This is a genomic window from Pseudomonas sp. xss_4, assembly GCF_043104125.1.
Lineage (GTDB): Bacteria > Pseudomonadota > Gammaproteobacteria > Pseudomonadales > Pseudomonadaceae > Aquipseudomonas > Aquipseudomonas parafulva_B.
The window spans coordinates 72,082-96,338 of the sequence record NZ_JBICKJ010000090.1; the positions used below are offsets into that span (position 1 = coordinate 72,082).

Genomic DNA, 24,257 nt, shown 5'->3' on the forward strand with positions numbered 1-24,257 from the left:
CAGAAAACGGTCCATGAATTTTTTATTCCGTCCGCCCTCGTCACGCCTTTTTTGCGATGAAAGGCTTTTAGGACGTCACCATCTCGGCGGGCGAGACAATGGTGGATTTCGCCCCGCGTGAGCGGCCCGAGCTCAGGTAGGCCGCAATCGACTCCTGGGTGACCTCGCCCAGGAACACCTGCTCGGCGTCCAGTACCGGCAGCCAGGCGCGGTTGAACTCGTACATGCGCGACAACAGGATACGCAGGTTTTCATCGTGTGCCGCCGTGGCGTTGAATGGCCGCAGGAAGTCGGCGCACGTGCCTTGCTGGCGGTGCATGTCGCGTCGGCGCACATAGCCGAGCGCCTTGTTCGTGGCGTCGGTCACCACCACGTAGCGGCGATCATGTTCGTCCAGCAGTTCCAGCGCATCAGCCACTGGGGTCTGCGGGCTCACCGCCGGGGCATTGTCAGCCGCATCTTCGGCACGGACCAGCAGTAGCCGCTTGAGGGTGCTGTCCTGGCCGACGAAGTTGCTCACGAAGTCATCGGCCGGGTGCGCCAGCAAGGTGTCTGGGTGATCCAGCTGCAACAGCTTGCCCGCCCGGAAGATGGCAATCTTGTCGCCCAGCTTGATAGCCTCGTCGATGTCATGGCTGACCATGATCACGGTCTTGTTCAAGGCCCGCTGCATCTCGAAGAATTCGTTCTGGATCATCTCCCGGTTGATGGGATCCACGGCGCCGAACGGCTCGTCCATCAACAGCACCGGGGCGTCGGCTGCAAGGGCGCGGATCACCCCGATCCGCTGCTGCTGGCCACCGGAGAGTTCGCGGGGGTAGCGCTGCAGGTACTGCTTGGGCTCGAGCTTGATCATGTGCATCAGCTCGCGGGCGCGCTCGGCGCAGCGCTGCTTGTCCCACCCGAGCAGGCGCGGCACGACGGTAATGTTCTCCTCGATGGTCATGTTCGGAAACAGGCCGATCTGCTGGATCACATAGCCGATGTGACGACGCAGGCTGACTTCGTCCAGGCCGCTGGTGTCTTCGCCATTGATGAACACCTGCCCCGAGGTGGGGGTAATCAGGCGGTTGATCATCTTCAGGGTGGTGCTCTTGCCGCACCCTGACGGGCCCAGGAACACGCAGATTTCGCCTTCGTTGACCGTGAGGCTGACCGCGTCCACGGCCTTGACGTCCTTGCCGTTGACGTTGAAGGTCTTGCTGAGGTTCTTCAGTTCGATCATGAGCGCATTCCTTCTGGAGTCAGGGCACGTTGCAGGGTTTGCAGGAGCAGGTCGGCGATGATCGCCAGCAGGCTGACCAGTACTGCGCCGACCAGCAGCATCGACATGTCGCTGCGGCTGATGGAGGTGAGGATGAGTACGCCCAGGCCACCGGCCCCAATGGTGGCGGCGATGGTCATCACGCCGATGTTCATCACCACGGCAGTACGCACGCCGGCGAGGATCACCGGTACTGCGATGGGCAACTCGACCATGCGCAGGCGTTGACCGAAGGTCATGCCGATGCCCCGGGCAGCCTCGCGAATACCGGGCTCGACGTTGGTCAGCGCCAGGTAGGTGTTACGCAAGATTGGTAGCAGGGAATAGAGGAACACCGCCGTGATGGCAGGCAGCGGGCCCAGGCCCTGGCCGAAGGTGGAGTAGAACGGCAACAGCAGCCCGAACAGGGCGATCGACGGGATGGTCAGCAGCACCGTGGCGCTGGCCTGCACGGGCCCGGCCAGGAAGGGGAAGCGGGTCATGACGATGCCCAGCGGCACGCCGATCAGGATGGCCAGGCCCACGGCCACGCCCACCAACATGATGTGCTGCCAGGTCAGCTGCAACACCAGGGCCCAGTCCAGGTGCGCGAAGGTATCGAACAATGTCATGGCGTCACCTCCTTCAGGGGATGTTCTCGCAGGAAGGCGGCTGCGACCGAGGAGGGGCTTTGGTGCTGCACATCGACCTTGGCGTTGAGTTGGCGCATGGTCTCGTCGTCCAATTGTTCGGCAAGGGGGGCGAGCAGGCTGGCCAACTGCGGATGAGCGTCGAGCACGGCCTTGCGCACCACCGGGCCTGCCGTGTAATCCGGGAAGTAGTGCTTGTCGTCTTCAAGCAGCTTGAGCTTGAACGCGTTGAGTCGGCCATCGGTGGTGTACACCAGGCCTGCGAACACCTGGGCATTGCGCAGCGCGGTGTAGACCAGGCCTGCGTCCATCTGACGGATGTTGGCGCGCTCCAGGTGCATGCCATATCGCGCCTGCAGGCCATCCAGGCCGTCGGGCCGGTTGGCGAACTCGGTGTCCAGCGCAACCACATGCTTGCGCGCCTGCTCGTCCATCAACACCTGGTTCAACTGGCTGATGGTGTTGACCTGCGGGTAGGCCTTGGCCACTTCGCTGGGCAATGCCAATGCATAGGTGTTGCTGAACTTGGAAGGCTTAAGCCAGACCAGTCCCTTTTCGGCATCCAGAGCCTTGACTCGGGCATAGGTGGCCGCCGCGCTGGGCATGCGTTCTTCCACATGGTTGTAGGACACCAGCGAGACCCCGGTGTATTCCCACATCAGGTCAAGCTGCCCGGTTTCCTGCGCCTGACGGGCCAGGCTGCTGCCCAGGCCGCCAGTGACGCGCACCTCGAAGCCATTGGCGCGCAGGTATTGAGCAGTGATTTCGGCCAGCACGGTCTGTTCGGTGAACACCCGGGCGCCGATACGGATCAACGGTTTGTCTGCCGCCTGGGCAAAACCCGCCGACAGCAGGACCGCGCCCAGGAGCAAGGCGATTGCGTTCTTCATGGTTTTCCTCGGGTTATTGGGCCAGGCCACGTTCCAGCCAGCGCTTGCTGGCGAACGTCACCAGTGCGTCCAGCAGCAATGCCAGCAGTGCCGTACAAGCGGCGCCCAGCAAGAGCTGGGGCTGGTTGTTAAGGGCAATGCCGGGGAAAATCAGGCTGCCCAGGCTGTTGGCACCGATTAGGAAGGCGAGCGGGGCGGTGCCCACGTTCAGCGCCAGTGCTACACGCACGCCACCGACGATGATGGGCACGGCATTGGGCAGCTCCACCTGCCACAACTGCTGGCGCGGCGTCATGCCGATACCGGTAGCGGCTTCCTTGAGCGAGGCGGGAACGTTTTTAAGCCCTTCGTAGGTGTTGCGCACGATGGGCAGGAGGGAGGCGAGAAACAGGGCGAAAATGGCAGGGCCTGCGCCGATACCTAGTACGCTCAGGGCGATGGCCAGTACAGCCAGGGGGGGGATGGTGTTGCCAATGTTGAAGAACTGCATGAACCGCTCGGCTTTGTCGACCCTATGCGGTCGACTCAAGGCAATGCCGGCGGGGATGCCCACGGCCAATGCCGCCGCCATCGAAGCCAGCACCAGAACCAGGTGCGCTTGCAGGTAGAACGTCAGATCATCGCGGTAGCGCGCGATCGTGTCGAGGCCGATCCAGTGGACCAGCAGGGCCAGGATGACGAGCACGGCGGCCCATCCCAACAGCCCTTTTCCGTAGCGTGTCGCCACAGGTGGACTCCTTCTTGTCGTCGGCGAGCACACTTCTTCTTGGCCAGCCCCGAGAGGCAGCGGTGGTGTGTTCGCGATTAGCAGCCCGATGCGAGCCATAGGCGCCGATCAGGCCATGAGCCAAACCCCGTCGGGTTCGAAAACGCTGGTGAAACCGTTCCCCAACCGAAGCGGTTTACAGGGGAGTGGACGTCTCCTCGGGCGCAAAGGTTCCCATCTCAGGGGGCGTTTGGCCAGCACTAATCACTGGTTAACAGCGATCTAGCAAGTGAAAAGAATCGATAAATGCAGCTGTAGACGTTGAAAGCACTGGTCTTGCACGTATTCGCGTTCTGCCTGTGCAGCGCCAGTTCCCATCCCCGCACGGCAGGCGTTTGCGCACCTTAGGTAGGCGCTGACTTGCCAGCGAGGGACGGGGCGGTACCCGACCGTCCGCCACTGGCCGATTTTCGCCGAGTCGAATTTCAGGTATGATGCTGCCCCTTTTTGATCCCCCAGTCAGGCGATTTCCCATGACCAACCAGGCCGCCGAAGTCGCACTTTCGCAATCATTTCCCACCCCGACCTTACCCTCTAGGTCAGGCTGCGACAGGCCCTGCCATATTCTCAAATAATCTACTGATTTTATTGAAGAATCTCTGAGCGCCCGCGACAATCAAAGACATCCGAAGACAGGCTGAGCCACTCAAGTTATGTACACAGCAGCGTACATAAATCAGCCCTTCGGAGACCTTGAAAAATTATGTACGCGAAATCCGGGGAGGGCTCATGGCAATCCCGGATACCTGGCTCAAAGCCAACAGCGGCAAACCTCGTGCGATCCGGGAAGAGAAGGCCGACCGCGACGGTTTAAGCGTGCGCATCACGCCCAAGGGCAAAATCACCTTCCAGCTGCGTTTCCGCTACGACGCGCGCCCCTGCCGTCTTGATCTTGGCACCTATCCCCTGATGTCACTCAAAGACGCCCGCGCGGAATCGCAGCGCCTGCGTGCCCAGCTGGAGCAGGGTATGACCCCAGGGTCGTTAGGCAACTGGAAAAGCAGGCGATCCTCCAGGCTGACTCCATCGAGTCCCTGTTCCGCCAGTGGTACGCGGCCTACTGCAAAGGCAACAAGAAGGGCCATCACGAAATCCTGCGCTCCTTCGAAATCCATGTGTTCCCCAAGATTGGCCATCTTCCTGCGGATAAGGTCACCCTGCATGAATGGTTGGTTCTTCTTGAAGCGCAGGCCAAGGTCAGGCCCGGCATAGCCGACCGCATCCTGGTCAATGCCAAGCAGATGCTCAAATGGGGCGTGAAGCGCCAACTCATCCCCAGTCATCCGCTCTCCGACATCAACGCCAAGGAAGACCTGCAGATCAAAAAGGTCGCAGGCTCTCGCTCCCTGTCCCCTGATGAAATCAGGCTCGTGTGGAAGGCCATCGAACAATCGCGCATGGCGACCAAGAACAAAATTTTCCTGAAGCTCTGCCTGATCTATGGCTGTCGCAACGGCGAGCTGCGTGTGAGCGAGAAGGGGCATTTTGATTTCAAGGCGATGGTCTGGACGGTGCCGCCTGCCAACCACAAATTAGGCAAGAATTCCGGGAAGGCGCTGCTGCGCCCTATCACCCCGGAAACGGAAACGCTGATCCGGCAGGCCATCGACTTGAGCAAGGGCAGCTCTTTCCTGTTCACCAACAGCGGCACAGATGAGCCGATGGGGACGGGGGCACCCCTGCAGTTGCCATACAACATCATGCAGTGGCTGCGCCGACACGAGAAATACGAGATGGCGCACTGGTCTGTTCACGACCTGCGCAAGACCGCGCGGACGAATTTTTCAACGCTGACCGAGCCACACATCGCCGAAATCATGCTCGGCCATAAGCTGCCCGGCAGCTGGCAGGTCTATGACCAGTACGACTATTTGGCTGAACAGAAGGAGGCCTACAGCGCCTGGTGCAAGCGCCTGGACAGCCTTACCCAGCAAGCTTGAGGGCCAAAGCAACGTAACCGCTCCATGAACCCCACATTCAAAGCGCGAAGCTGATCCGCAATGCTCTGCTCCCGATCTCTTTCTGGAGCCAGCCCCGTCATGATGCGACCCGACGCCAAAGTCGAAAAAGTCTATCTCTACCCCAAGCCCGTCGACTTCCGAAAGTCGATTGACGGCCTGGCCGCTCTGGTCGAACTGGATATCAAAGTGGCGGTGTTTGACCCCGTGCTTTTCGTGTTTCTCAACAAGCCGCGCAACCGCGTGAAGATCCTCTACTGGGAACGAAACGGCTTCTGCCTGTGGCTCAAGCGCCTCGAATCCGAGCGTTTCAAAACATCGCCAGACGCCACCGACGAGGCGATCATTCTGACCGTCCAGGAACTCAACTGGCTGCTCGACGGTTTTGACCTCTGGCGTAATCGTCCTCATCAGGTTTTGACGCCGCGCTACGTGGCATGACCCGGTATAATCCGGGCCATGATTTCTCTGCCCGATGACCTTCCTGATGATCCTGTTTTGCTCAAGCAACTGTTGCTTGAGGCCCTCAATCGTCAGGAGGAAACCGCTCAGGCTTATCAGACTCACATCGTCGACCTGAAAGAACAGATCAAGCTGTTGCGTGACCGTCTGTTTGGACGCAAGTCCGAGCAATCCGTAGAACCCAACACGCCACAGTTGGCCTTGTTCAATGAGCCTGAAAGCGAGCCAATGCCGTTGGTTGGCGACGCCGATGAGGAAGTCGTTGCACCCACAGTGCGTCGTGGCAAACGCAAGCCGTTGTCAGCCAATCTGCCGCGTATCGAAGTCATCCACGAACTGCCCGAACACGAACTGACCTGTGCTTGCGGTTGCCGCAAACATGCCATCGGGGAAGAAACCAGTGAGCAACTGGATATCGTGCCGATGCAGATCCGGGTCATCACACATATCCGCAAGATCTACGCTTGCCGTGGCTGTGAAGCCGCACCGGTCACCGCCGACAAGCCCGCCCAGTTGATCGAGAAAAGCATGGCCAACCCCAGCGTGCTGGCCATGCTACTGACCACCAAGTATGTCGACGGTTTACCGTTGCATCGGTTTGAAACGGTACTCAGCCGGCACGGTATCGATATCCCTCGGCAAACGCTGGCACGCTGGGTGATCCAGTGCAGCGAGCATTTCCAGCCACTTCTTAATTTGATGCGTGATCGGTTGCTGGAAAGTCCAGTGATTCACTGCGATGAAACCCGTGTCCAGGTGTTGAAAGAACCGGATCGAGATCCAACCAGTCAATCCTGGATGTGGGTGCAAGCCAGTGGCCCACCGGATCGAAAAGTTGTGCTGTTTGATTACACGTCCAGCCGTGCGCAGGAGGTGCCGTTGCGCTTGCTGGAAAGTTACCGTGGCTATGTCATGACTGATGATTACGCCGGCTATAACGCGTTGGCGTTGCAGCCGGGCGTGGAGCGACTGGCGTGCATGGCCCATGCGCGACGCAAGTTCGTGGACGCGCAAAAAGTGCAGCCCAAAGGTAAAACCGGACGGGCTGATATCGCGCTGGCGATGATCAACAAGCTGTGCGGCATCGAGCGCGAGCTCAAGGACGTCAGTGATGAACAGCGGTTTACTGGTCGACAGGAGAAAAGCCTGCCGATCCTGACACAACTGAAAAGCTGGCTGGATAAAACCCAGTCGCAGGTGACCGCACAAAGTGCGTTGGGCAAGGCAGTGCATTACCTGGCGAATAACTGGAGTCGACTGGAGCGCTATGTCGAAGCGGGTTACTTGCCCATCGATAACAATACGGCCGAAAGAGCGATCAAGCCGTTTGTCATAGGACGCAAGGCTTGGCTGTTCAGCGACACCGTCAACGGCGCCAGTGCCAGCGCGAAGATCTACAGCCTGGTCGAGACCGCCAAGGTCAACGGCCAAGAGCCTTACACGTGGCTGCGCCACGTACTTGAGCGGCTACCGCACGCCTCGTCGGTAGCAGACTACGAAGCGCTGTTACCGTGGAACTGCTCGCCAGAGATGCCACGGTAACTCGTTACCCCACTGTTGGGCAGGTGGGGTTTATGGATCACGTACAGACGGCGCCATGCCATCTCTGGTTCAGATTCTCCCAGGGCGCAGGCGCGCACCGGGCAGGGGCACCGTGCCCGATGTCATGGCTGCCTTCGAGCAGGCGCGCCATGCGCCGCGCAATCCGTTCCCGGACGTGATGGCAGCGTTTGAACGCGCTGCCGATTTGTTCCGAACCAAGGGAAAAGAGCAGCGGGAAGGTGAGGGGCTGGAAAAGCCCAAGCCGATCACGCCACCTCGCCACCGCAAAGGTGGCGAGCATGATCGGGAGAGGTAATAGCGGTGTGACTTGTTAAAGTGTTGTACGGATCTCTGCGATATAGTCATCAACTGATTTTGGCAGTATTGCGTCATTAATTCTTAATACCGCTCTCAGTAGATGTTCCCGTATTCCTGAGCGAACTTTTTTATCTCCAGACTTCTCAGCAGCCATTTTTACGTCTTGAAGAATAAGCGCGATATTCTCACAATCCTTCGCATTAAATTTTTTGTCGTAACCTATGTCGTCGATTACCCAGTTGTTGTAGGGTTTATTTTTGGGGGAGCAAGGGCATGTGGAAAATCTTTCACCTTGATAAAACTGCTCCCCGGCCCATACAAAACGCTCATCCTGATAAGGAATAGAAATCCCATACCGGTTTGTGGTGGGATACCATTCGTGCTTTGGGTTTTCGCAGCTTGCATATCTGGTGACAATATAAACCCCTAGATCTTTGGCGAGTAAGATGTATTTCTCCAGCAGTGAGTCCAGGCGGCTTTTGGTTAACCAGTTTGGGCTGGTGTCGTCCCAGCTATAGTATCCGTAGGAGTTTTCAACACCGGAAATACTCTTCAGTATTTCATCTCTAAGGGCTAGATAGAATTCGATCGTCGTCATTGTGCGCTCCCTTTCTTGACATTATCAGTAAACAACTGGTCGGTTTAAATCGTAAATCAAGTTCGGTGAAAATCACTTATGCGGTGTTTTCCGGCTTCTCTCATCCCATGTTTCGAGGACAAATGCGGCAATTGTGTGTGCCGAATGAATTGCCAGTTTTGCATGGCGCGGCTTGATGTTGTACGGTTTCTTTCCTGCTCCATGTGCAGAGCTGGCATGTGTCCGCAATGCACCGATACCGTTGACCGTTGCCATTATTCCGCTGACAATTTCTTGCAGGTCGCGATCTTCCAAAATTGATGCATCCAGCCCCAAATCGGCTCTGACGATTTTCCAGACAGATTGTAGGTCCTGCTTAGAGGGGAGAGTCAGGTGAGAGTGCTCTTCAATATAGACCTTAAAAACTGACTCCAGAATATTACAGGCGGCTGAAATCGCCTCGCGAGGGCTGGACTCGACATTTTTAATAGCTCTTTCGAATTCGAAGTCCAACGCTTGGATGTTTCGGTTTTTTATGAGTTCAGAGAGTGTTTTTGTTGCAAGGCCTTCACCTTTGGAAAGGACGCCGCCTGGAGAGTATGCTAGTCCAGCACGCTCCAGGGCCTTCTTTATATTTGATACTCGTTTCTTCTTGGCGTCGATTTGTTCCTGATTTACCCAAAAGGAGGTTTCCTCGGTTATGTCGTCCATGTATTTTTCAATGATGCGCCCCAAAATAAGCAGACGATCTATGCCATTTTCTTTGTTTATCCGTCGCAACCACTCTAGCGCCTTAACCGCTTTGCTTCCATCAGGCGGCTCTCCAGGCGCATCTGCGTACATGAATAAGCTGTCAAGGCTTGCATGAGTCTCAGACTCTGCAACCGTGTCCGCAATTGCTGAGATCAAATAAGATGGTATGTTGTAATTTTCCATGGACAATCCTATATGGGGTTCCTGAGTATCTTAATAGCAGGTTGTGTGTCGGGAGCATAACGTTCCGAACCACACTCGGTCGGCGAGTAGCATGAGGTTTCTTATGGTTTATGCAGTTCTTCAGTTTCTTTTGTATGCGCCTGTCCGAATTCGCCTGTCAATCTCGCGCTCTACTGCTCCCATTGCATAAGCTTTATTGCCGCCTGGAATCGAGGCTACGACTGAGTGGCCACAATTTTCACATATGAAATTTGTTTTCTTTTCTTCGTATGAAAACCTATTGCAAGAGCTGTCGTCATAAACAAGAGTGGCTTCGCATCGCGGGCAATAGCACCAGGGATCAAATATCCGATTAGAAATCCATTGCCAACGCCATTTTGCTCCGTACATGGAGTCTTCGATATACGAGTGATGCTCGGGTTTGGCTGGTTCGCCCCTAAGCCTGAAAAAAATGCAGGCCGCGCCTATGAGAGCGAATAAGAAAACGATAATCCATACCCAGCCTGGCAAAGCATATGAGGACATGAGGCTGCTCCAGCACCATGTCACGCCAGACCACACCCAGGAAAAGAATTCTACGGCATATGCTCTGGCGCTTGGAATTAACAACGGAACCACAGCAGCAATCACGGCAACAATGGTGCCATTTCGAATTGACTTGAAAGAACTCTCGCTCATGCTTCTCCCCGAGCCCGGCGTTAATGATGTCGTACAACTGTCCTTGTCACCCTGAAGCGCCTATCAAGCCTGGACGACGCAGCGGCCTAGGCGAGCCCTTAAAAATGCGACATGGAATGGCTGTACAAATCCGACGCTACCAATTTGCCATTAGCCCGTCCAGCAAGGGTTTCGGGCTCAATACGGGGAGTGGGAAGGCGGCGTTTGCAGGGTGGCAAACCGGGCGCTCCTGCCCAGCATTTGTTACAATGCGCGATTTCCTGCGCTGGCCTCTAGCAATTGGCCAAGGGCACCTTTTCAGCTGTGTACATAACAGCGTACACAATCGAGATCCAGAACGATGTCCGACAGCAAAATTGTCAACGAAGTCAACAGCCGACGCACGTTTGCCATCATTTCCCACCCCGACGCCGGTAAGACCACCATCACCGAGAAGCTGTTGCTGATGGGCAAGGCCATCTCCGTCGCCGGCACCGTGAAGTCGCGCAAGTCCGACCGCCACGCCACCTCCGACTGGATGGAAATGGAAAAGCAGCGCGGCATCTCCATCACCACCTCGGTGATGCAGTTCCCGTACCGCGAGCACATGATCAACCTGCTCGACACCCCCGGCCACGAAGACTTCTCCGAAGACACCTATCGCACCTTGACGGCCGTGGACTCGGCGCTGATGGTGCTCGACGGCGGTAAAGGTGTAGAGCCGCGTACCATTGCCCTGATGGACGTGTGTCGCCTGCGCGATACGCCCATCGTCAGCTTCATCAACAAGCTCGACCGTGACATCCGCGACCCGATCGAACTGCTCGACGAAATCGAAGCCGTTCTGAAGATCAAGGCCGCGCCGATTACCTGGCCTATCGGCTGCTACCGTGACTTCAAGGGTGTGTACCACCTGACCGGTGACTACATCATCGTCTACACGCCGGGCCATGGCCACGAGCGTACCGAAGCCAGGATCATTCGCAAGCTGGACTCGGACGAAGCCCGCGCTCACCTGGGCGACCAGTACGACGCGTTCGTCGAGCAGCTGGAGCTGGTGCAGGGCGCTTGCCACGCGTTCGACCAGGACGAATTCATCAACGGTCAACTGACCCCTGTGTTCTTCGGTACCGCACTTGGTAACTTCGGTGTCGACCACGTGCTCGATGCCGTCGTCGACTGGGCGCCGCGCCCGCTGGGCCGTGTTGCCCACGAGCGTACCGTCGAGCCCGTGGAAGAGAAATTCACCGGCTTCGTGTTCAAGATCCAGGCGAACATGGACCCGAAACACCGCGACCGTATCGCCTTCATGCGCATTTGCTCGGGCAAGTACGAAAAGGGCATGAAAATGCGCCACGTGCGGCTGAACAAGGACCTGCGCATCGGTGATGCGCTGACCTTCTTCTCTTCCGAGCGTGAGCAGCTCGAAGAAGCCTACGCCGGCGACATCATCGGTTTGCACAACCACGGCACCATTCAGATCGGTGACACCTTCACCGAAGGCGAGGCGCTGGGCTTCACCGGTATCCCGCACTTCGCCCCGGAACTGTTCCGCCGCGTGCGCCTGAAAGACCCGCTGAAATCCAAGCAGTTGCGTCAGGGCCTGCAGCAGCTGGCCGAAGAAGGTGCTACCCAGGTGTTCTTCCCCGAGCGCAGCAACGACATCATCCTCGGTGCGGTCGGTGTGCTGCAGTTCGACGTGGTGGCCAGTCGCCTGAAGGAAGAGTACAAGGTCGAGTGCGCCTATGAGCCCATCACCGTATGGTCGGCGCGCTGGATCGCCTGCGATGACAAGAAGAAGTTGGAGGAATTCCAGAACAAGGCCATGGAGAACCTGGCCATCGATGGTGGCGGGCACCTGACTTACCTGGCCCCTACCCGGGTCAACCTGTCGCTGATGGAAGAGCGCTGGCCTGACGTCAAGTTCCGCGCCACGCGCGAGCACCACTGAGCGTAAAGGGCCCGGCCACTTCGGTGGCCAGGCCGTTGGGCGAAGAGGGCGGCTCGACGCCCGTCTCGCTCATCTCAACCGTTTGACGCCGCCCCCGCAAGGGCAGGTATCAGTTGCCCGCCTTCACACTGGTCCAGATACGTGTCCTGATACGGTCAATCTTGGCTGGCATCGCTTCAAGCGCGTACAACTTGCCCATCACCGCTTCGCTCGGATAGATCATGGTGTTGGCCTTGAGCGCCGGGTCAACCAGCGCATCGGCTTGCAGGTTGGCGTTGGCGTATTGCACGTGGTTGCTGATGGCGGCCATCACCTGCGGCTCCAGCAGGTAGTTCATGTAGGCATACCCGGCCTTTTCGTCCGGCGCATCGGCGGGCATGGCCACCATGTCGAACCACATCGGCGCCCCCTCCTTGGGTATCGAGTAGCCGACCTTGACCCCGTTGTGGGCCTCCTCGGCGCGATTTTTTGCCTGGAGCACATCCCCCGAGAACCCGACCACGACGCAGACGTCGCCATTGGCCAGGTCCGCCGTGTACTTGGATGAGTGGAAATAGCTGATGTACGGCCGCACCTGCATCAGCAGCGCCTTGGCCTTGTCATAGTCGGCCGGGTTCTGGCTGTGGTGGGGCAGTCCCAGGTAGTGCAGGGCGATGGGCAGCAACTCGGGGCCATTGTCCAGTACCGCCACGCCACACCCTTTGAGCTTGCTCATGTACTGCGGCTTGAAGATCAGGTCCCAGGAATCGACCGGCGCGTCGTCGCCCAATACGGCTTTGACCTTGTCGATGTTGTAGCCAATGCCCGTGCTGCCCCAGAGGTACGGGAACCCGTACTGGTTGCCCGGATCATTGCCTTCCAGTGCCTTGAGTAGCACCGGGTTGAGGTTCTTCCAGTTGGGCAACTGCGACTTGTCCAGCCGCTTGAGGGCTTTGCCCTGGATTTGCCGGGCCATGAAATGGTTGGAGGGAAACACCACGTCGTAGCCGGAATTGCCGGTCATCAACTTGCCATCGAGGGTCTCATTGCTGTCGTAGACGTCGTAGGTGGGCACGATGCCGGTGGCTTGCTGGAACTGCTTCAAAGTGTCGGGCGCTATATAACTGGACCAGTTGTAGATCTTGACGGTTTCTGCCGCGCTGGCCACGCTGGCGGCCAGCATCAAGGGGGCGATGATTAGCGTGCGCATGTCGGGTCACCTTGCTTTGTGTGTTGTTATCGAAGGCAGGCGATCAGCGGATCAGAAGATGAGTACGTAGGTCTTGCGCACGGTTTCCTGGATATCCCAGGTGCCGGTGCTGTTGGCCGGTAGCATCAATGCGTCTCCGGCTTCTATGACCAGGGGCTCGCCATCGTCAGGGGTAAAAGTGCAGCGGCCCTTGATGAAATGGCAGAACTCCTGTTGCGTGATTTGCCGTCGCCAGCGCCCTGGGGTGCATTCCCAGATGCCCGTTTCCACGCCATCGCTGCGTTGCACGCACGTGATCGATGTCACCGCCACGGGCTGGCCGAGGGGTACGGCAACAGGGCTGCTGGACTGTAAAACGGCGCTGTCTGCCCGTTTGAACTGAGTGATGCTCATGACAGGTCGATCCTGTTTGGGTGAAGAATCAGTGCATGAAGCCTTCCATGAAATCTGCCAGCTTGGTGGCCAGTTGCCGTCTCCATGGCGGTGTCGCGGGGTTGGCCAGGGTGCGATCCTCGTGGACGAAGCTCTGGATGATGGCGTTGTACCCCAGCCAGCGGCTGGGCTCCGCAGGCCAGCTGGCCAAGCTCGATAGCGGCCTGTTGTCGTGTACCCAGGGCTGTCCGGTAAGCGCGTTCTGCTGATTCAGGATAAGTGCGGCCAGGGTGCGACCGCCCAGGTTGGTCGCGCCTACGCCTTCGCCGCCGTAGCCACCTGCCAACGCGATACCCCGCTGGCGGTCGCACAGCATGTGCGGCCGGAAGCGCCGCGCCATGCCCAGGTTGCCGCCCCACGAATGGGTGATGCGCACATGGCGCAGTTGTGGAAACAGCTCGCTGAACAGGTAGCGACGCAGCTCGATCTCATGGGCCTGGAGGTTGAAGTCCTCGCGTAACCTGCCACCGAAGCGGTAGCCACCTCGGGCACCGAACACCAGGCGATCGTCGGCGGTGCGCTGACCATAGGTCACTTGCCGGCTGCCCTCGCTGAAGGCTTGCCCCTGGTCAAGGCCGATCTGCGCCCACGTGGCTTGCGGCAAGGGTTCGGTGGCCACCATCAGGCTCTGAACCGGCAACTGGTGTTTGCCCAACGGCGGCAAGCTGGCGGCGTAGCCTTCCACCGCCGGGACGATCCAGTTGCACCGCAGGCGTGCCAACGGGGTGGTCACTTCGCCAGGCTGCCAGTCCAGCGCCGGTGTGTTCTCGTAAATTGGCACCCCCATGGCCTCGACCACGCTGGCCAGGCCACGGACGAGCTTGGCCGGCTGTATCGTGGCCGTGTGCGGACTGTAGATGGCGCCATAGGCGTTGCTCACGCGCAACTGGCCCTGCAGCTGTGCTGGGCGCAACCAGCGGTAATCGTCCTCGGTCATGCCCAGGTTGTACAAGTGGTCCAGGTAGGCACGCAGGCTTCGCTCCTGCTCGGGATACCGCGCCGCGCAGTACAACACGCCGCCCTTGCGGTAGTCGCAATCGAGCTGTTCGCGGTGCAAGACACGCTGTACTTCGTCCGGAATGTCATGCAGCAGGTCGATGCTGGCGCGGCGCTGCAGCGGCGACAGGCTGGCCAGCAGGCGATCTTCACCCAGCAAATTGCCCATCAGCCATCCGCCGTTGCGCCCCGAGGCACCGAACCCGGCGATGTTGGCCTCGATCACCACGATGTTGAGGTGCGGCGCCTGGCGCTTGAGGTAGTAAGCGGTCCACAGGCCTGTGTAGCCAGCGCCGATGATGCAGACGTCTGCCTCGACGTTTTCACGCAGGGCAGGTCGCGCACGCAGCGGCTCTTGCAGCTGGTCCATCCACAAGCTGAGGGTACGCAGGGGCTGCATGGGCCGGGCTCCACAAGCGATCAGGTGATGGAGCGATGCTAGTGGGCAACGGCAGCGGTTGTCTTACGTGCGTGCACGCGAGGAAATCTGTTTGAGGTAGGCCTTGGGCGTCAGCCCGGTATGCTCGCGAAAGCACTTGTAGAACGCGGACAGCGAGTTGAAACCGGCGTTGAACGCCAGGTCATCGATGGACGACTGGCCGTTGTCAGTTGCCAGGATCGTCATCAGGTGCTGCAGGCGTGCCTGGTTGACGTAGCGATAAAAGCTCTGGCCCAGCACCTGGTTCAACAGGTAGGAAATCTGATTGCGGCTGTAACCGCTGGCCTGAGCGACCTGTTGCAGGCTCAGCTCAGGATCCAGGTACGGGCGTTGTCGCTGGAAGTAGTGCTCAAGGTCTTGCGCCATGGTCGACAACTGACGCGGGGACAGCCCTAGCCGGCTGGTGGCGGGCCGAGAAGTACGACGGGTGCTGCCGGCACTTTGCTGACGCACGAGTGTGGCGTACTCATTGACCTGCCAGATCAGGCCGTCCTTTACCGTGATCGCCTCGCTGGACTGGAACGCCACCAGGCCGTCCCCGCCCTGCACGGTGACCTGGTACTGAATGTACGCCGTACAGCCATCGACGCGGATACGGTCGCTGTGCACGATGTCCTCGCCGGCGGCATGGGGCAGGCAGGCGCTCACGTACGCACGCAGCTCGGCATGGCTCAGCACGCGATTCTGGAAGAAGTCGTGGTATTGAATGTCGGGGTGGTACAGCGCCATCACGCCATCGAGATCGCGATACTTCCAGCACAGGTGGTAGCGCATCACGGTGTCGGCGGTGATCGGCGTCTGGGACGGGCCATCGGGCAGGGTCATGGCAGGATCATGCCTGTTCCCTGGCGTGGCGACAAGAATTGCAGAACACCTGATGCTAGAGGCCGATTCGCGCATTTTGCACGATCAATAATTAACCTGTTTTTGTAACTCATTGATTTAAAAGGGCGGGATTTTTTATGGCAACTGGCACAGCGGCTGCAACGTTTAATGCGCGAATGGACTTCTCGCTAACAACACAGGCGACCACATCATGATCTCATCTGCCGACTATCCCGTTGTCGATACTCAAAGCCGCTCAGGTGTTTCCTGGGCAGCGATCTTCGCTGGCGCAGCCGGTGCTGCTGCCATCTCTCTCCTTCTGGTAGTGCTCGGTGCAGGGCTCGGCTTTGCCGCGACCTCGCCGTGGGCAGATGAAGGGGCCAGTGCCAAAGCCCTGGGTATTTCCACCATTGTCTGGTTGCTGCTGACCCAGATCATCGCTTCGGGCATGGGCGGCTACATTGCCGGCCGTCTGCGCGTGAAATGGGCCAATCTGCACGGTGACGAAGTGTATTTCCGCGACACTGCACACGGCTTCCTGTCGTGGGCCGTGGCTACCTTGGTGACGGCCATGCTGGTACTGGGTACCGCCGGCAACATCGTCGGTGCAGGTGCCAGTGCAGCGACTCAAGCGGCCGGCATGACCGCCGCTGCCGGTGGTGCTGCCGCCTCCAATGCCTCGGACGAGTCCCTGGACTACTTCGTCGACGGCCTGTTCCGTGGCGAGGGCCCAGCGCCTGTCAGCGATGATGCGGCCAATGGTGTTGCCGCTCGCATCTTGGCCAAAGGTCTCGCCGGGGACGGCGCCCTGGCACCTGAAGACCGTGCCTACCTGGCGCAGCTGGTTGCCCAGCGCACCCGCCTGTCCCAGCCGGAAGCTGAAGCGCGCGTCGACCAAGTCATGGCTCAAGTTCAACAACTGAAGACCGATGCCAAGCAGGCTGCAGACACCGCCGCCAAAGTGGCTGCCTGGACTGCCCTGTGGACCTTCGTGGCCCTTCTGTGCGGCGCCTTCTTCGCCAGCCTCGCCGCGCTGTACGGTGGTCGTCGTCGCGACCAGGTCCAGTGGCTTGAAGGCGACTACGTCGCTCACCGCACTATTCAACGCTAAGTAAGGAGAACGAACATGCGCTCGATATTGCTATGGCTGCTGGGTGTACCGATTCCAATCATCATTCTGATTGCACTGTTCATGCACTGACGAAAAGGGCCGCTTAGCGGCCCTTTTCGTTTATGTCTTACTTGTCGATCTGTCGTCTTGCACCGGTTCTGAAAGCCAGTGAATTGGCAGCGGTCTTGCCGGCCCGCCGGACCGGCCGATCCATACCTTCATTAGAGAAACTGCTCCGCATAGTGACAAGCCACCTGCCGGGTCTCCACCTGCCTGAACGCCGGTACTTCATTGGCGCAGCGATCGGTCGCGTAGGGGCAGCGTTTGTGAAAAGCGCAGCCATCCGGCGGGTTGAGCGGGTTGGGCAGCTCGCCGGCAATGCGGATACGCGGTTTGGACGGATCTGGATGAATAGCGGGTGTGGCAGACAGCAGGGCCTGGGTATACGGATGCAGCGGCTTTTCGTAGATATCGGCTTTGGGCCCCATCTCCGCCGGTCTGCCCAGGTACATGACCAGTACATCGTCGGCCACGTGCCGTACTACCGCCAGGTTGTGAGAGATGAACACGTAACCGGTACCGTACTGCTGTTGCATGTCCATGAACAAATTCAGCACTTGGGCCTGGATCGACACATCCAGCGCAGACGTCGGTTCGTCGGCCACCAACACCTTGGGCTGCAACATCATGGCCCGTGCCAGCGCGATACGCTGGCGTTGTCCACCCGAGAACATGTGCGGATAGCGCTGGTAATGCTCCGGGCGCAGCCCCACCTGCTCCATCATCTTCTGCACCCTGTCACGCCGCTGCGCCTTGCTCAGCGTGGTGTTGATCAGCAACGGCTCGGCCAGTTGGTCACCGATCTTCTGCCGCGGGTTGAGCGAGGCGTAAGGGCTTTGGAAGACCATTTGTACGTCCCGGCGCAGTTGCTTGCGCTCGACCTTGCTGGCACCGGTTACCTCGGTACCTGCGATCTGCAGCGAGCCTGAGGTGGGCTGCTCGATCAGGGTCAGGGCGCGGGCCAGGGTCGACTTGCCGCAACCGGACTCACCGACCACCGCCAACGTCTTGCCCGCCTCCAGCTCAAACGAAACGCCATTGAGCGCGCGTACCAGCGCATGGCCCTTGAACAACCCGCGGGAGACTTCGTAATGCCGGGTCAGGTCCCGGGCCGATAGAACGACGGCCATCACGCCACCTCCTGGTTCAGTGGGTAGAAACAGCGGGCCAGGCTCTGGGCTTTGGGGTCCAGGGCCGGGCGCTGGTGTCGACAGTTGTCCTGCACATACGGGCAGCGTGGCGACAGCAGGCAACCCGTGGGGCGGTCATAGCGGCCCGGAACGATGCCGGGCAGGGTGGCCAATCGCTCGGCACCCAGGCTGTGCTCGGGAATCGCCGCCAGCAGGGCTTCGGTATAGGGGTGGGCAGGGATGTCGAACAGCTCTGGCACCTGGCCCACCTCCACAGCCTGGCCTGCATACATCACGCACACCCGGCGCGCGGTCTCGGCCACGACCGCCAGGTCATGGGTGATCAGGATCAGGGCCATGTTGCGCTCCTGCTGCAGGTTGACCAGCAGCTCCATGATCTGCGCCTGGATGGTCACGTCCAGCGCCGTGGTCGGCTCGTCGGCGATCAGCAGCTTGGGCTCGCCGGCAATGGCCATGGCGATGGCCACCCGTTGGCTCATGCCGCCGGACAGTTGATGCGGATAGGCGTCCAGGCGACTCTCGGCGGCCGGGATCTCGACCTTCTGCAGCAGTTCCAGGGCCCGTTGCCGCGCCGCCTTGCCCTTGAGGCCCAAGTGTTGGCGCAGCACTTCTTCGATCTGATAGCCCACGGTGTAGCTGGGGTTCAGGGCCGTCATCGGGTCCTGAAAGACCATGGCGATATCCTTGCCCACCACCTTGCGCCGTTGCCGGCCGCTGAGGGTGAGCATGTCGGTACCGTCGAAGGTCATGGCATCGGCGGTGATCCGACCCGGGGCCTCGATCAGGCCCATCAGGGCCATCATGGTCACCGATTTGCCCGAGCCGGACTCGCCGACGATGGCCAGGATTTCGCCGGATTGAACCTGCAAGTCCAGCCCGTCCACCACCGGCACGGCGTCCGCGTCGCCAAAACGCACGTTGAGGTTGTTGATCTGCAACAAAGACATGGCTGTGCTCCTCAGGCGGCGTTCTTGAGTTTGGGGTCGAGCGCATCGCGCAGGCCATCACCCATCAGGTTGATCGCCAGTACGCTGAGCAGGATGGTCAGGCCCGGCAGGCTCACCACCCACCAGGCGCGCTCGATGTAATCCCTGGCCGAGGCCAGCATGGTGCCCCACTCTGGCGTCGGGGGTTGCACGCCAAGGCCCAGGAAGCCCAGGGCGGCGGCATCGAGAATGGCCGAGGAAAAGCTCAAGGTGGCCTGCACGATCAGCGGCGCCATGCAGTTGGGCAGCACGGTCACGAACATCAGGCGCCACAGCCCAGCACCTGCCAGCCGGGCGGCGGTGACGTAGTCGCGGTTAAGCTCGCCCATCACGGCGGCGCGGGTCAGGCGCACGTACGAGGGCAGCGAGACGATGGCAATGGCGATCACGGTGTTGATCAGGCCAGGGCCGAGGATGGCGACGATGGCGACGGCCAGTAGCAGCGAGGGCAGGGCCAGCATCACGTCCATCAGGCGCATGATCGAAGGGCCGACGAAATGCGGGAAGAAGCCTGCCAGCAACCCGAGCAGAATGCCGGGGATCAGCGATATCACCACCGATGACAAGCCGATCAGCAAGGACAGGCGCGCCCCCTGGATCAAGCGCGAGAGCAGGTCGCGGCCAAGCTCATCGGTGCCCAGGATGAACTGCCAGGTGCCGCCCTCCAGCCACACCGGGGGAGTCAGTAGAAAATCGCGGTACTGCTCGCTGGGGTCGTGGGGTGCGACCCAGGGCGCAAACAGCGCGCAGAACACCACCACGCACATGAACGCCAGGCCCATCACCGCGCCCTTGTTGCGCGCGAATGCCTGCCAGAATTCCTTGTAGGGCGAGGGGTAGAGAAGGCTCTGGTCCACCGGGCTGACCGGGGACAGGTTTTTTGCAGTCGGGTTGGTCATGACGGGGCCTCAGCGCTGATGACGGATGCGTGGGTTGGCCAAGCCGTAGAGAATGTCCACGACGAAGTTGACCAGGATCACCAGGCAGGCAATCAACAGAATGCCGTTCTGGACCACGGGGTAGTCACGGGCACCGATGGCTTCGATCAGCCATTTGCCGATGCCCGGCCAGGAGAAGATGGTTTCGGTCAACACTGCACCGGCCAGCAAGGTGCCGACCTGCAGGCCGAACACGGTCAAGACGGGAATCAGGGCGTTGCGCAAGCCGTGCATGAACACGACCCGGGCCGGGGAAAGCCCTTTGGCGCGCGCCGTGCGGATGTAGTCCTCGCGCAGCACTTCGAGCATGGAGGAGCGCGTCATGCGCGCGATCACGGCCAGCGGGATGGTACCGAGGACGATGGCCGGCAGAATCAGGTGCATCACCGCATCCTTGAACGAGCCTTCTTCATCGCTGAGCAGGGTGTCGATGAGCATGAAGCCGGTCTTGGGTTCGATGTCATAGAGCAGGTCGATGCGCCCGGATACCGGGGTCCAGCCCAGGCTCACTGAGAAGAACATGATCAGGATCAGGCCCCACCAGAAGATCGGCATCGAGTAGCCGGCCAGCGAAATCCCCATCACCCCATGGTCGAACAGCGAGCCGCGCTTGAGCGCGGCGATCACCCCGGCCAGCAAGCCGACCACGCCGGCGAACAGCAAGGCGGCCATGGCCAGTTCGAGGGTGGCCGGGAACAAGGTGGTGAACTCGCTCCACACGCTCTCGCGCGTGCGCAGCGACTCGCCCAGGTCGCCCTGGGCCAGCTTGCCGATGTAGTCCAGGTACTGGGCTGGCAACGGTTTGTTCAGGCCTAGCCGTTCCATGGCCTCGGCATGCATTTGCGGGTCGACCCTGCGTTCGCCCATCATCACTTCCACCGGGTCACCGGGGATCAGGCGTATCAGCGCGAAGGTCAGCAAGGTGATGCCGAAAAAGGTCGGGATCAACAGGCCGAGGCGCCGGGCAATAAAACTCAACATGGTCGCAGTTACCTCATCAGGCCGCATGGCAGGTACCTGCCACGGCAGAGCCGCCATTGCCCACAGGGCAACGGCGGTCGTTGTTGTTCTACTTCACTCGGGTGGTAGCGAAGTTGTTGCTGGTCAGGGGGCTGATCACGTAGCCCTCCACGTTGTCACGCATGGCCGTGAACACCTTGGGGTGGGCCATGCTGATCCAGGGCTGGTCCTCATCGTACACCGTCAATGCCTCGCTATAGAGCCTGGCACGCTCGTCGTTGTCGCTCACCTCGCGGGCGCGGGTGATCAGTGCCTGGAATTTCGAGTTGCACCAGCGTGCATAGTTCTCGCCATTGCTGGCCGCCTCGCAGCTAAGCAAGGGGGTGAGGAAGTTGTCCGGGTCGCCGTTGTCGCCGGCCCAGCCACTGGACACCAGGTCCGCCTCGCCTTTCTTGGCACGGCGCAGCATTTCGGCCCATTCCATGACACGGATATCCAGCTTAAGGCCGATCTGCGCCAGGTCGGACTGAAGCATCTCGGCGGACAGTCGCGGATTTGGGTTGGTCGGGCCGCCGCCATTGCGGGTGAACAGGGTGATGACCGTGCCCTGGGGCACACCGGCTTGTTTAAGCAGCGCACGCGCCTGGTCCAGATCGCGTGGCGGGTTCTGGTTGGCGGTGTTGTAGCCGATCATCGAAGGGGGATACGGGTTGATGCCGACCAGCGCATTGCCTTTGCCGAACAGCTGGTCGACGTGGGTCTGGCGGTCGAATGCCATGTTGATCGCCTTGCGCACGCGTACATCACTCAGGTACGGATGCTGGGTGTTCATGGCAATGTAGCCGGTCACCAGCGCTTCGGTCTGCGCGACCTTCAGGCGCGGATCCGCCATGATCGACGGCACATCGTCCGGTTTGGGATACAGCGCAACCTGGCACTCGTTGGCGCGCAACTTCTGCAGGCGCACGTTACTGTCGGTGGCGATGGCGAAAACCAGGGCATCGGCGGGCGGCTTGCCACGGAAGTAGTCCGGGTTGGGCTTGAAGCGCACCTGGGCATCTTTGTTGTAGCGCTGGAAAATGAACGGCCCGGTGCCGATTGGCTTGCTGTTGAGCTCTGCCGTTTTGCCGGCTGCCAGCAACTGATCGCCGTACTCGGCGGAATAGATGGATGTGAAGCCCATGGCCATGTCGCGCAGGAAAGGCGCCTCGGGCCGGGTCAGGGTGATCACCACGGTGTAGTCGTCGGTCTTGTCCACCGACTTGAGCAACGATTTGAAGGCCATGCTCTCGAAGTAGGGGTAGCCGATGCTGGTCTTGTCGTGCCAGGGGTGGTTCGGGTCAAGCTGGCGGCGCAAGCTCCAAAGCACATCGTCGGCGTTCAGATCGCGGCTGGGCTTGAAATAGTCGGTGGTGTGGAACTTGACCCCACGGCGAAGGTGGAAGGTATAGGTCAGGCCGTCGGCAGAAATGTCCCAGCGCTCGGCCAGGGCTGGTTGTACATCCGTGGTGCCGGGCTTGAAGTCCACCAGGCGGTTGAAGAGGGTTTCAGCTGCAGCGTCGAACGTCACCGCCGTGGTGTATTGCACCACGTCGAACCCTTCGGGGCTGGCCTCGGTGCACACCACCAGCGGCTTGGCGGCCAGCTGAGACGTACTGCCCAGGATCAGCGTTGCCAGCAACAGGCGCAGTGCCGATGTCTTCTTGGTCACAGCTTGCATGGATCAATTCTCCCTGCGTTGTGCTCCAGCCTGACGCCCGACCCGCTGGCAAGCGGGCCGGGCGGCCGGTCAGAGGATGTTGAACGGAATGGTGGTCACGAGCCTGAATTCATTCAGGCTGCCATCGCCCTGTGCCTTGCTTGCGCGGTGCGTGGTGTAGGTAGCGCGGATGCTGGTGTCCTTGAGCGGTCCGCTCTGTACCGCGTAGCTGGTGCCGATGCCCCACTCGTAATGGGTCTCGCCATCGAGGCCTTGGACGTCGTAGGCGCTGCCTCGGTAATGGGTGCCGTCGATGCCCCAGCCACGCGCGTTGTACAGGTTGAATTTCAGCCCTGGCACGCCGTAGTAGGCCATGTTGAGCACATAGGATAGCTGCAGCGATTTCTCGTTCGGGCCGTTGAAGTCCGACAGCAGCGAGTTGGCCAGGTAGATGCCGTTGGTTTCGTGGAGGTAGTCGAAATACTCGTTGCCATTGACCTGCTGCCAGGCGGCGGTAAGGGTGTGGGCCTGATGGGTCAGGCCCAGCGACAGGCTGTAGGTGTCGTTGTCGATGTCGCCCATCTTGCGGCTGCCGGCGTCCACCGTCTTGTAGTAGTTAAGACCCGTGGACAGGCTGAGCACGGCGCTGTCGCCGAACAGGTGATTGGCGCCGAAATAGTACTGGTTCCAGAAATCTTCGACCTTGGTGGCGTACAGGCTGGTGGTCAGGCTCTTGAGGGGCTGGTAGTTGATACCGACCGTGCTGGCGCGGTCGGTTTCCACCCCGGCCGCCCCGTATTCGCTGCGGAACTTGCTCAGGCTCTGCTCGGTACGTGGCGATACCCGGTCGAAGGTACCCAGGTCGAACGTCAGGTTGTCGAATTCAGCGCTGTGCAGGAACGCGCCCTGGAAACTGGAGGGCAGGGCGCGGTTGCCGATGAAAGCGATCATCGGGGTATCGACGGCCTGACGACCGAGGGTCAGGGTGGTATTGGATATACGCGCCTTGACGTTACCCAACCCCAGTTTGCTCCACTGGCCGATGGCATCGCCGTCGCTGTGGGTCAGGGTACGGTTGTTGGGCCCTGCAATCGCTTCGCGATCCTGCTGCAGGGCGATGGCATTGTAGCCGGCTGCCTCCACGGCAAAGCCCACCGTGCCCTGGGTAAAGCCCGAGGTGTAATTGAGGATGGTGCCCTGCACCCAGTTTTCACGCGTGTGGGTGGGGTGACGGGTACCGTCGCTCTTGTAGTAGCGCCATAGCGGTGCGCGGGTGGCGCGTTCGCGGGCGTACCAGTTGCGCGTCGTCCCGCTCAAGCTCTGGCCATCGACGAAACCCTTGGCCTGCGCCTGGGCGCTTTGGGCTGCGACGGTGAGCGGCAGGTAGGCTTGGCTCTGTGGGTCGGCGTGGGCGGTGGAGGTTGCCGCGCCTATGGCTAACGCCAGCGCGCTCGAATTGAACAGTCTCACGATAGAAGCTCCTTTTCATTTCTAGTTATTGCCGGCCTTGTGGGCCGGGTG

General features: G+C 60.0%; 23 protein-coding genes and 1 pseudogene. 7 read left to right on the plus strand and 17 right to left on the minus strand.

The annotated features are described in order from the left end of the window. Window positions 1-67: 67 nt before the first annotated feature. The 4 genes from ACF8GB_RS19435 to ACF8GB_RS19450 are packed head-to-tail and all read right to left on the minus strand — an operon-like array spanning window position 68 to window position 3,510. Window positions 68-1,225, minus strand: coding sequence for a betaine/proline/choline family ABC transporter ATP-binding protein (locus ACF8GB_RS19435; RefSeq protein WP_058637468.1), 1,158 nt, complete (start codon window positions 1,223-1,225; stop codon window positions 68-70). Further along, window positions 1,222-1,875 carry an ABC transporter permease gene (locus ACF8GB_RS19440; RefSeq protein WP_023533317.1) on the minus strand — a complete coding sequence of 218 codons (654 nt, stop codon included), beginning with the start codon at window positions 1,873-1,875 and terminating at the stop codon, window positions 1,222-1,224. The genes ACF8GB_RS19435 and ACF8GB_RS19440 overlap by 4 nt, the downstream gene beginning before the upstream one ends. Continuing rightward, window positions 1,872-2,783, minus strand: a complete 912-nt coding sequence (locus ACF8GB_RS19445; protein WP_058637469.1) for a glycine betaine ABC transporter substrate-binding protein — start codon at window positions 2,781-2,783, stop codon at window positions 1,872-1,874. The genes ACF8GB_RS19440 and ACF8GB_RS19445 overlap by 4 nt, the downstream gene beginning before the upstream one ends. A 13-nt stretch (window positions 2,784-2,796) precedes the next feature. After that, complete coding sequence (locus ACF8GB_RS19450) at window positions 2,797-3,510, minus strand: ABC transporter permease (protein ID WP_027913703.1); 714 nt, start codon at window positions 3,508-3,510, stop codon at window positions 2,797-2,799. Between the two features lie 768 nt (window positions 3,511-4,278). Between ACF8GB_RS19450 and ACF8GB_RS19455 the strand changes: the two are divergent. The 5 genes and pseudogenes from ACF8GB_RS19455 to ACF8GB_RS19475 form a co-directional block, all read left to right on the plus strand. Then, window positions 4,279-4,467: pseudogene (locus ACF8GB_RS19455) on the plus strand (Arm DNA-binding domain-containing protein); the annotation flags it as partial. A 173-nt stretch (window positions 4,468-4,640) separates the two neighbouring features. Continuing rightward, window positions 4,641-5,489 (plus strand): tyrosine-type recombinase/integrase, encoded by an 849-nt coding sequence (locus ACF8GB_RS19460; protein ID WP_392527520.1) that lies wholly within the window; start codon window positions 4,641-4,643, stop codon window positions 5,487-5,489. A 99-nt stretch (window positions 5,490-5,588) separates the two neighbouring features. Next, window positions 5,589-5,948: an IS66 family insertion sequence element accessory protein TnpB gene (gene tnpB, locus ACF8GB_RS19465; RefSeq protein ID WP_029614001.1), complete on the plus strand. Its 360-nt coding sequence runs from the start codon at window positions 5,589-5,591 to the stop codon at window positions 5,946-5,948. Window positions 5,949-5,966: 18 nt separating this feature from the next. Further along, window positions 5,967-7,511 (plus strand): IS66 family transposase, encoded by a 1,545-nt coding sequence (gene tnpC, locus ACF8GB_RS19470; RefSeq protein WP_392527494.1) that lies wholly within the window; start codon window positions 5,967-5,969, stop codon window positions 7,509-7,511. Between the two features lie 55 nt (window positions 7,512-7,566). Further along, the gene (locus ACF8GB_RS19475) at window positions 7,567-7,827 is read left to right on the plus strand and encodes a hypothetical protein (protein WP_193754979.1); all 261 of its coding nucleotides are present in this window, start codon (window positions 7,567-7,569) and stop codon (window positions 7,825-7,827) included. A gap of 15 nt (window positions 7,828-7,842) precedes the next feature. Here the strand turns inward: ACF8GB_RS19475 and ACF8GB_RS19480 are convergent, their stop codons facing one another. The 3 genes from ACF8GB_RS19480 to ACF8GB_RS19490 all read right to left on the minus strand — a co-directional run bounded on the left by ACF8GB_RS19480 (window position 7,843) and on the right by ACF8GB_RS19490 (window position 10,020). Beyond that, window positions 7,843-8,427, minus strand: a complete 585-nt coding sequence (locus ACF8GB_RS19480; protein WP_392527496.1) for a hypothetical protein — start codon at window positions 8,425-8,427, stop codon at window positions 7,843-7,845. Between the two features lie 72 nt (window positions 8,428-8,499). Continuing rightward, window positions 8,500-9,342 carry an abortive infection family protein gene (locus ACF8GB_RS19485; RefSeq protein ID WP_392527497.1) on the minus strand — a complete coding sequence of 281 codons (843 nt, stop codon included), beginning with the start codon at window positions 9,340-9,342 and terminating at the stop codon, window positions 8,500-8,502. Between the two features lie 120 nt (window positions 9,343-9,462). Next, window positions 9,463-10,020 carry a hypothetical protein gene (locus ACF8GB_RS19490; protein ID WP_206597709.1) on the minus strand — a complete coding sequence of 186 codons (558 nt, stop codon included), beginning with the start codon at window positions 10,018-10,020 and terminating at the stop codon, window positions 9,463-9,465. A gap of 340 nt (window positions 10,021-10,360) precedes the next feature. On the opposite strand from ACF8GB_RS19490, the gene ACF8GB_RS19495 reads away from it, so the two are divergent. Continuing rightward, a complete protein-coding gene (locus ACF8GB_RS19495) occupies window positions 10,361-11,950 on the plus strand; it encodes a peptide chain release factor 3 (RefSeq protein WP_058637475.1) in 1,590 nt (529 codons plus the stop codon). 109 nt (window positions 11,951-12,059) lie between these two features. Here ACF8GB_RS19495 and ACF8GB_RS19500 read toward each other — a convergent pair whose 3' ends face one another. From ACF8GB_RS19500 to ACF8GB_RS19515, 4 genes are all read right to left on the minus strand, one after another. Then, entirely contained in the window at window positions 12,060-13,139 is a 1,080-nt protein-coding gene (locus ACF8GB_RS19500; RefSeq protein ID WP_027913706.1) for a polyamine ABC transporter substrate-binding protein, read from the minus strand. A 51-nt stretch (window positions 13,140-13,190) separates the two neighbouring features. Then, on the minus strand, window positions 13,191-13,532 hold the full coding sequence (locus ACF8GB_RS19505; protein ID WP_058604382.1) for a cupin domain-containing protein: 342 nt from the start codon (window positions 13,530-13,532) through the stop codon (window positions 13,191-13,193). A 28-nt stretch (window positions 13,533-13,560) separates the two neighbouring features. After that, window positions 13,561-14,967 carry an FAD-binding oxidoreductase gene (locus ACF8GB_RS19510; RefSeq protein WP_196126873.1) on the minus strand — a complete coding sequence of 469 codons (1,407 nt, stop codon included), beginning with the start codon at window positions 14,965-14,967 and terminating at the stop codon, window positions 13,561-13,563. A 63-nt stretch (window positions 14,968-15,030) separates the two neighbouring features. Next, the gene (locus ACF8GB_RS19515; protein WP_058637477.1) at window positions 15,031-15,831 is read right to left on the minus strand and encodes an AraC family transcriptional regulator; all 801 of its coding nucleotides are present in this window, start codon (window positions 15,829-15,831) and stop codon (window positions 15,031-15,033) included. 211 nt (window positions 15,832-16,042) lie between these two features. Between ACF8GB_RS19515 and ACF8GB_RS19520 the strand changes: the two genes are divergently transcribed. Continuing rightward, entirely contained in the window at window positions 16,043-16,942 is a 900-nt protein-coding gene (locus tag ACF8GB_RS19520; RefSeq protein WP_078479070.1) for a hypothetical protein, read from the plus strand. Window positions 16,943-17,163: 221 nt separating this feature from the next. Here the strand turns inward: ACF8GB_RS19520 and ACF8GB_RS19525 are convergent, their stop codons facing one another. From ACF8GB_RS19525 to ACF8GB_RS19550, 6 genes are all read right to left on the minus strand, one after another. Then, a complete protein-coding gene (locus ACF8GB_RS19525; RefSeq protein ID WP_058604386.1) occupies window positions 17,164-18,132 on the minus strand; it encodes a peptide ABC transporter ATP-binding protein in 969 nt (322 codons plus the stop codon). After that, window positions 18,132-19,100, minus strand: a complete 969-nt coding sequence (locus ACF8GB_RS19530) for an ABC transporter ATP-binding protein (protein WP_058637479.1) — start codon at window positions 19,098-19,100, stop codon at window positions 18,132-18,134. The genes ACF8GB_RS19525 and ACF8GB_RS19530 overlap by 1 nt, the downstream gene beginning before the upstream one ends. Window positions 19,101-19,111: 11 nt before the next feature. Next, window positions 19,112-20,038, minus strand: coding sequence for an ABC transporter permease subunit (locus ACF8GB_RS19535; protein WP_144964415.1), 927 nt, complete (start codon window positions 20,036-20,038; stop codon window positions 19,112-19,114). Window positions 20,039-20,047: 9 nt separating this feature from the next. Then, window positions 20,048-21,058 (minus strand): ABC transporter permease subunit, encoded by a 1,011-nt coding sequence (locus ACF8GB_RS19540; protein WP_058637549.1) that lies wholly within the window; start codon window positions 21,056-21,058, stop codon window positions 20,048-20,050. Window positions 21,059-21,146: 88 nt separating this feature from the next. Then, window positions 21,147-22,757, minus strand: a complete 1,611-nt coding sequence (locus ACF8GB_RS19545; protein WP_058637481.1) for an ABC transporter substrate-binding protein — start codon at window positions 22,755-22,757, stop codon at window positions 21,147-21,149. 69 nt (window positions 22,758-22,826) lie between these two features. Next, window positions 22,827-24,206 carry an OprD family porin gene (locus ACF8GB_RS19550; RefSeq protein ID WP_392527498.1) on the minus strand — a complete coding sequence of 460 codons (1,380 nt, stop codon included), beginning with the start codon at window positions 24,204-24,206 and terminating at the stop codon, window positions 22,827-22,829. Between the last annotated feature and the right edge of the window lie 51 nt (window positions 24,207-24,257).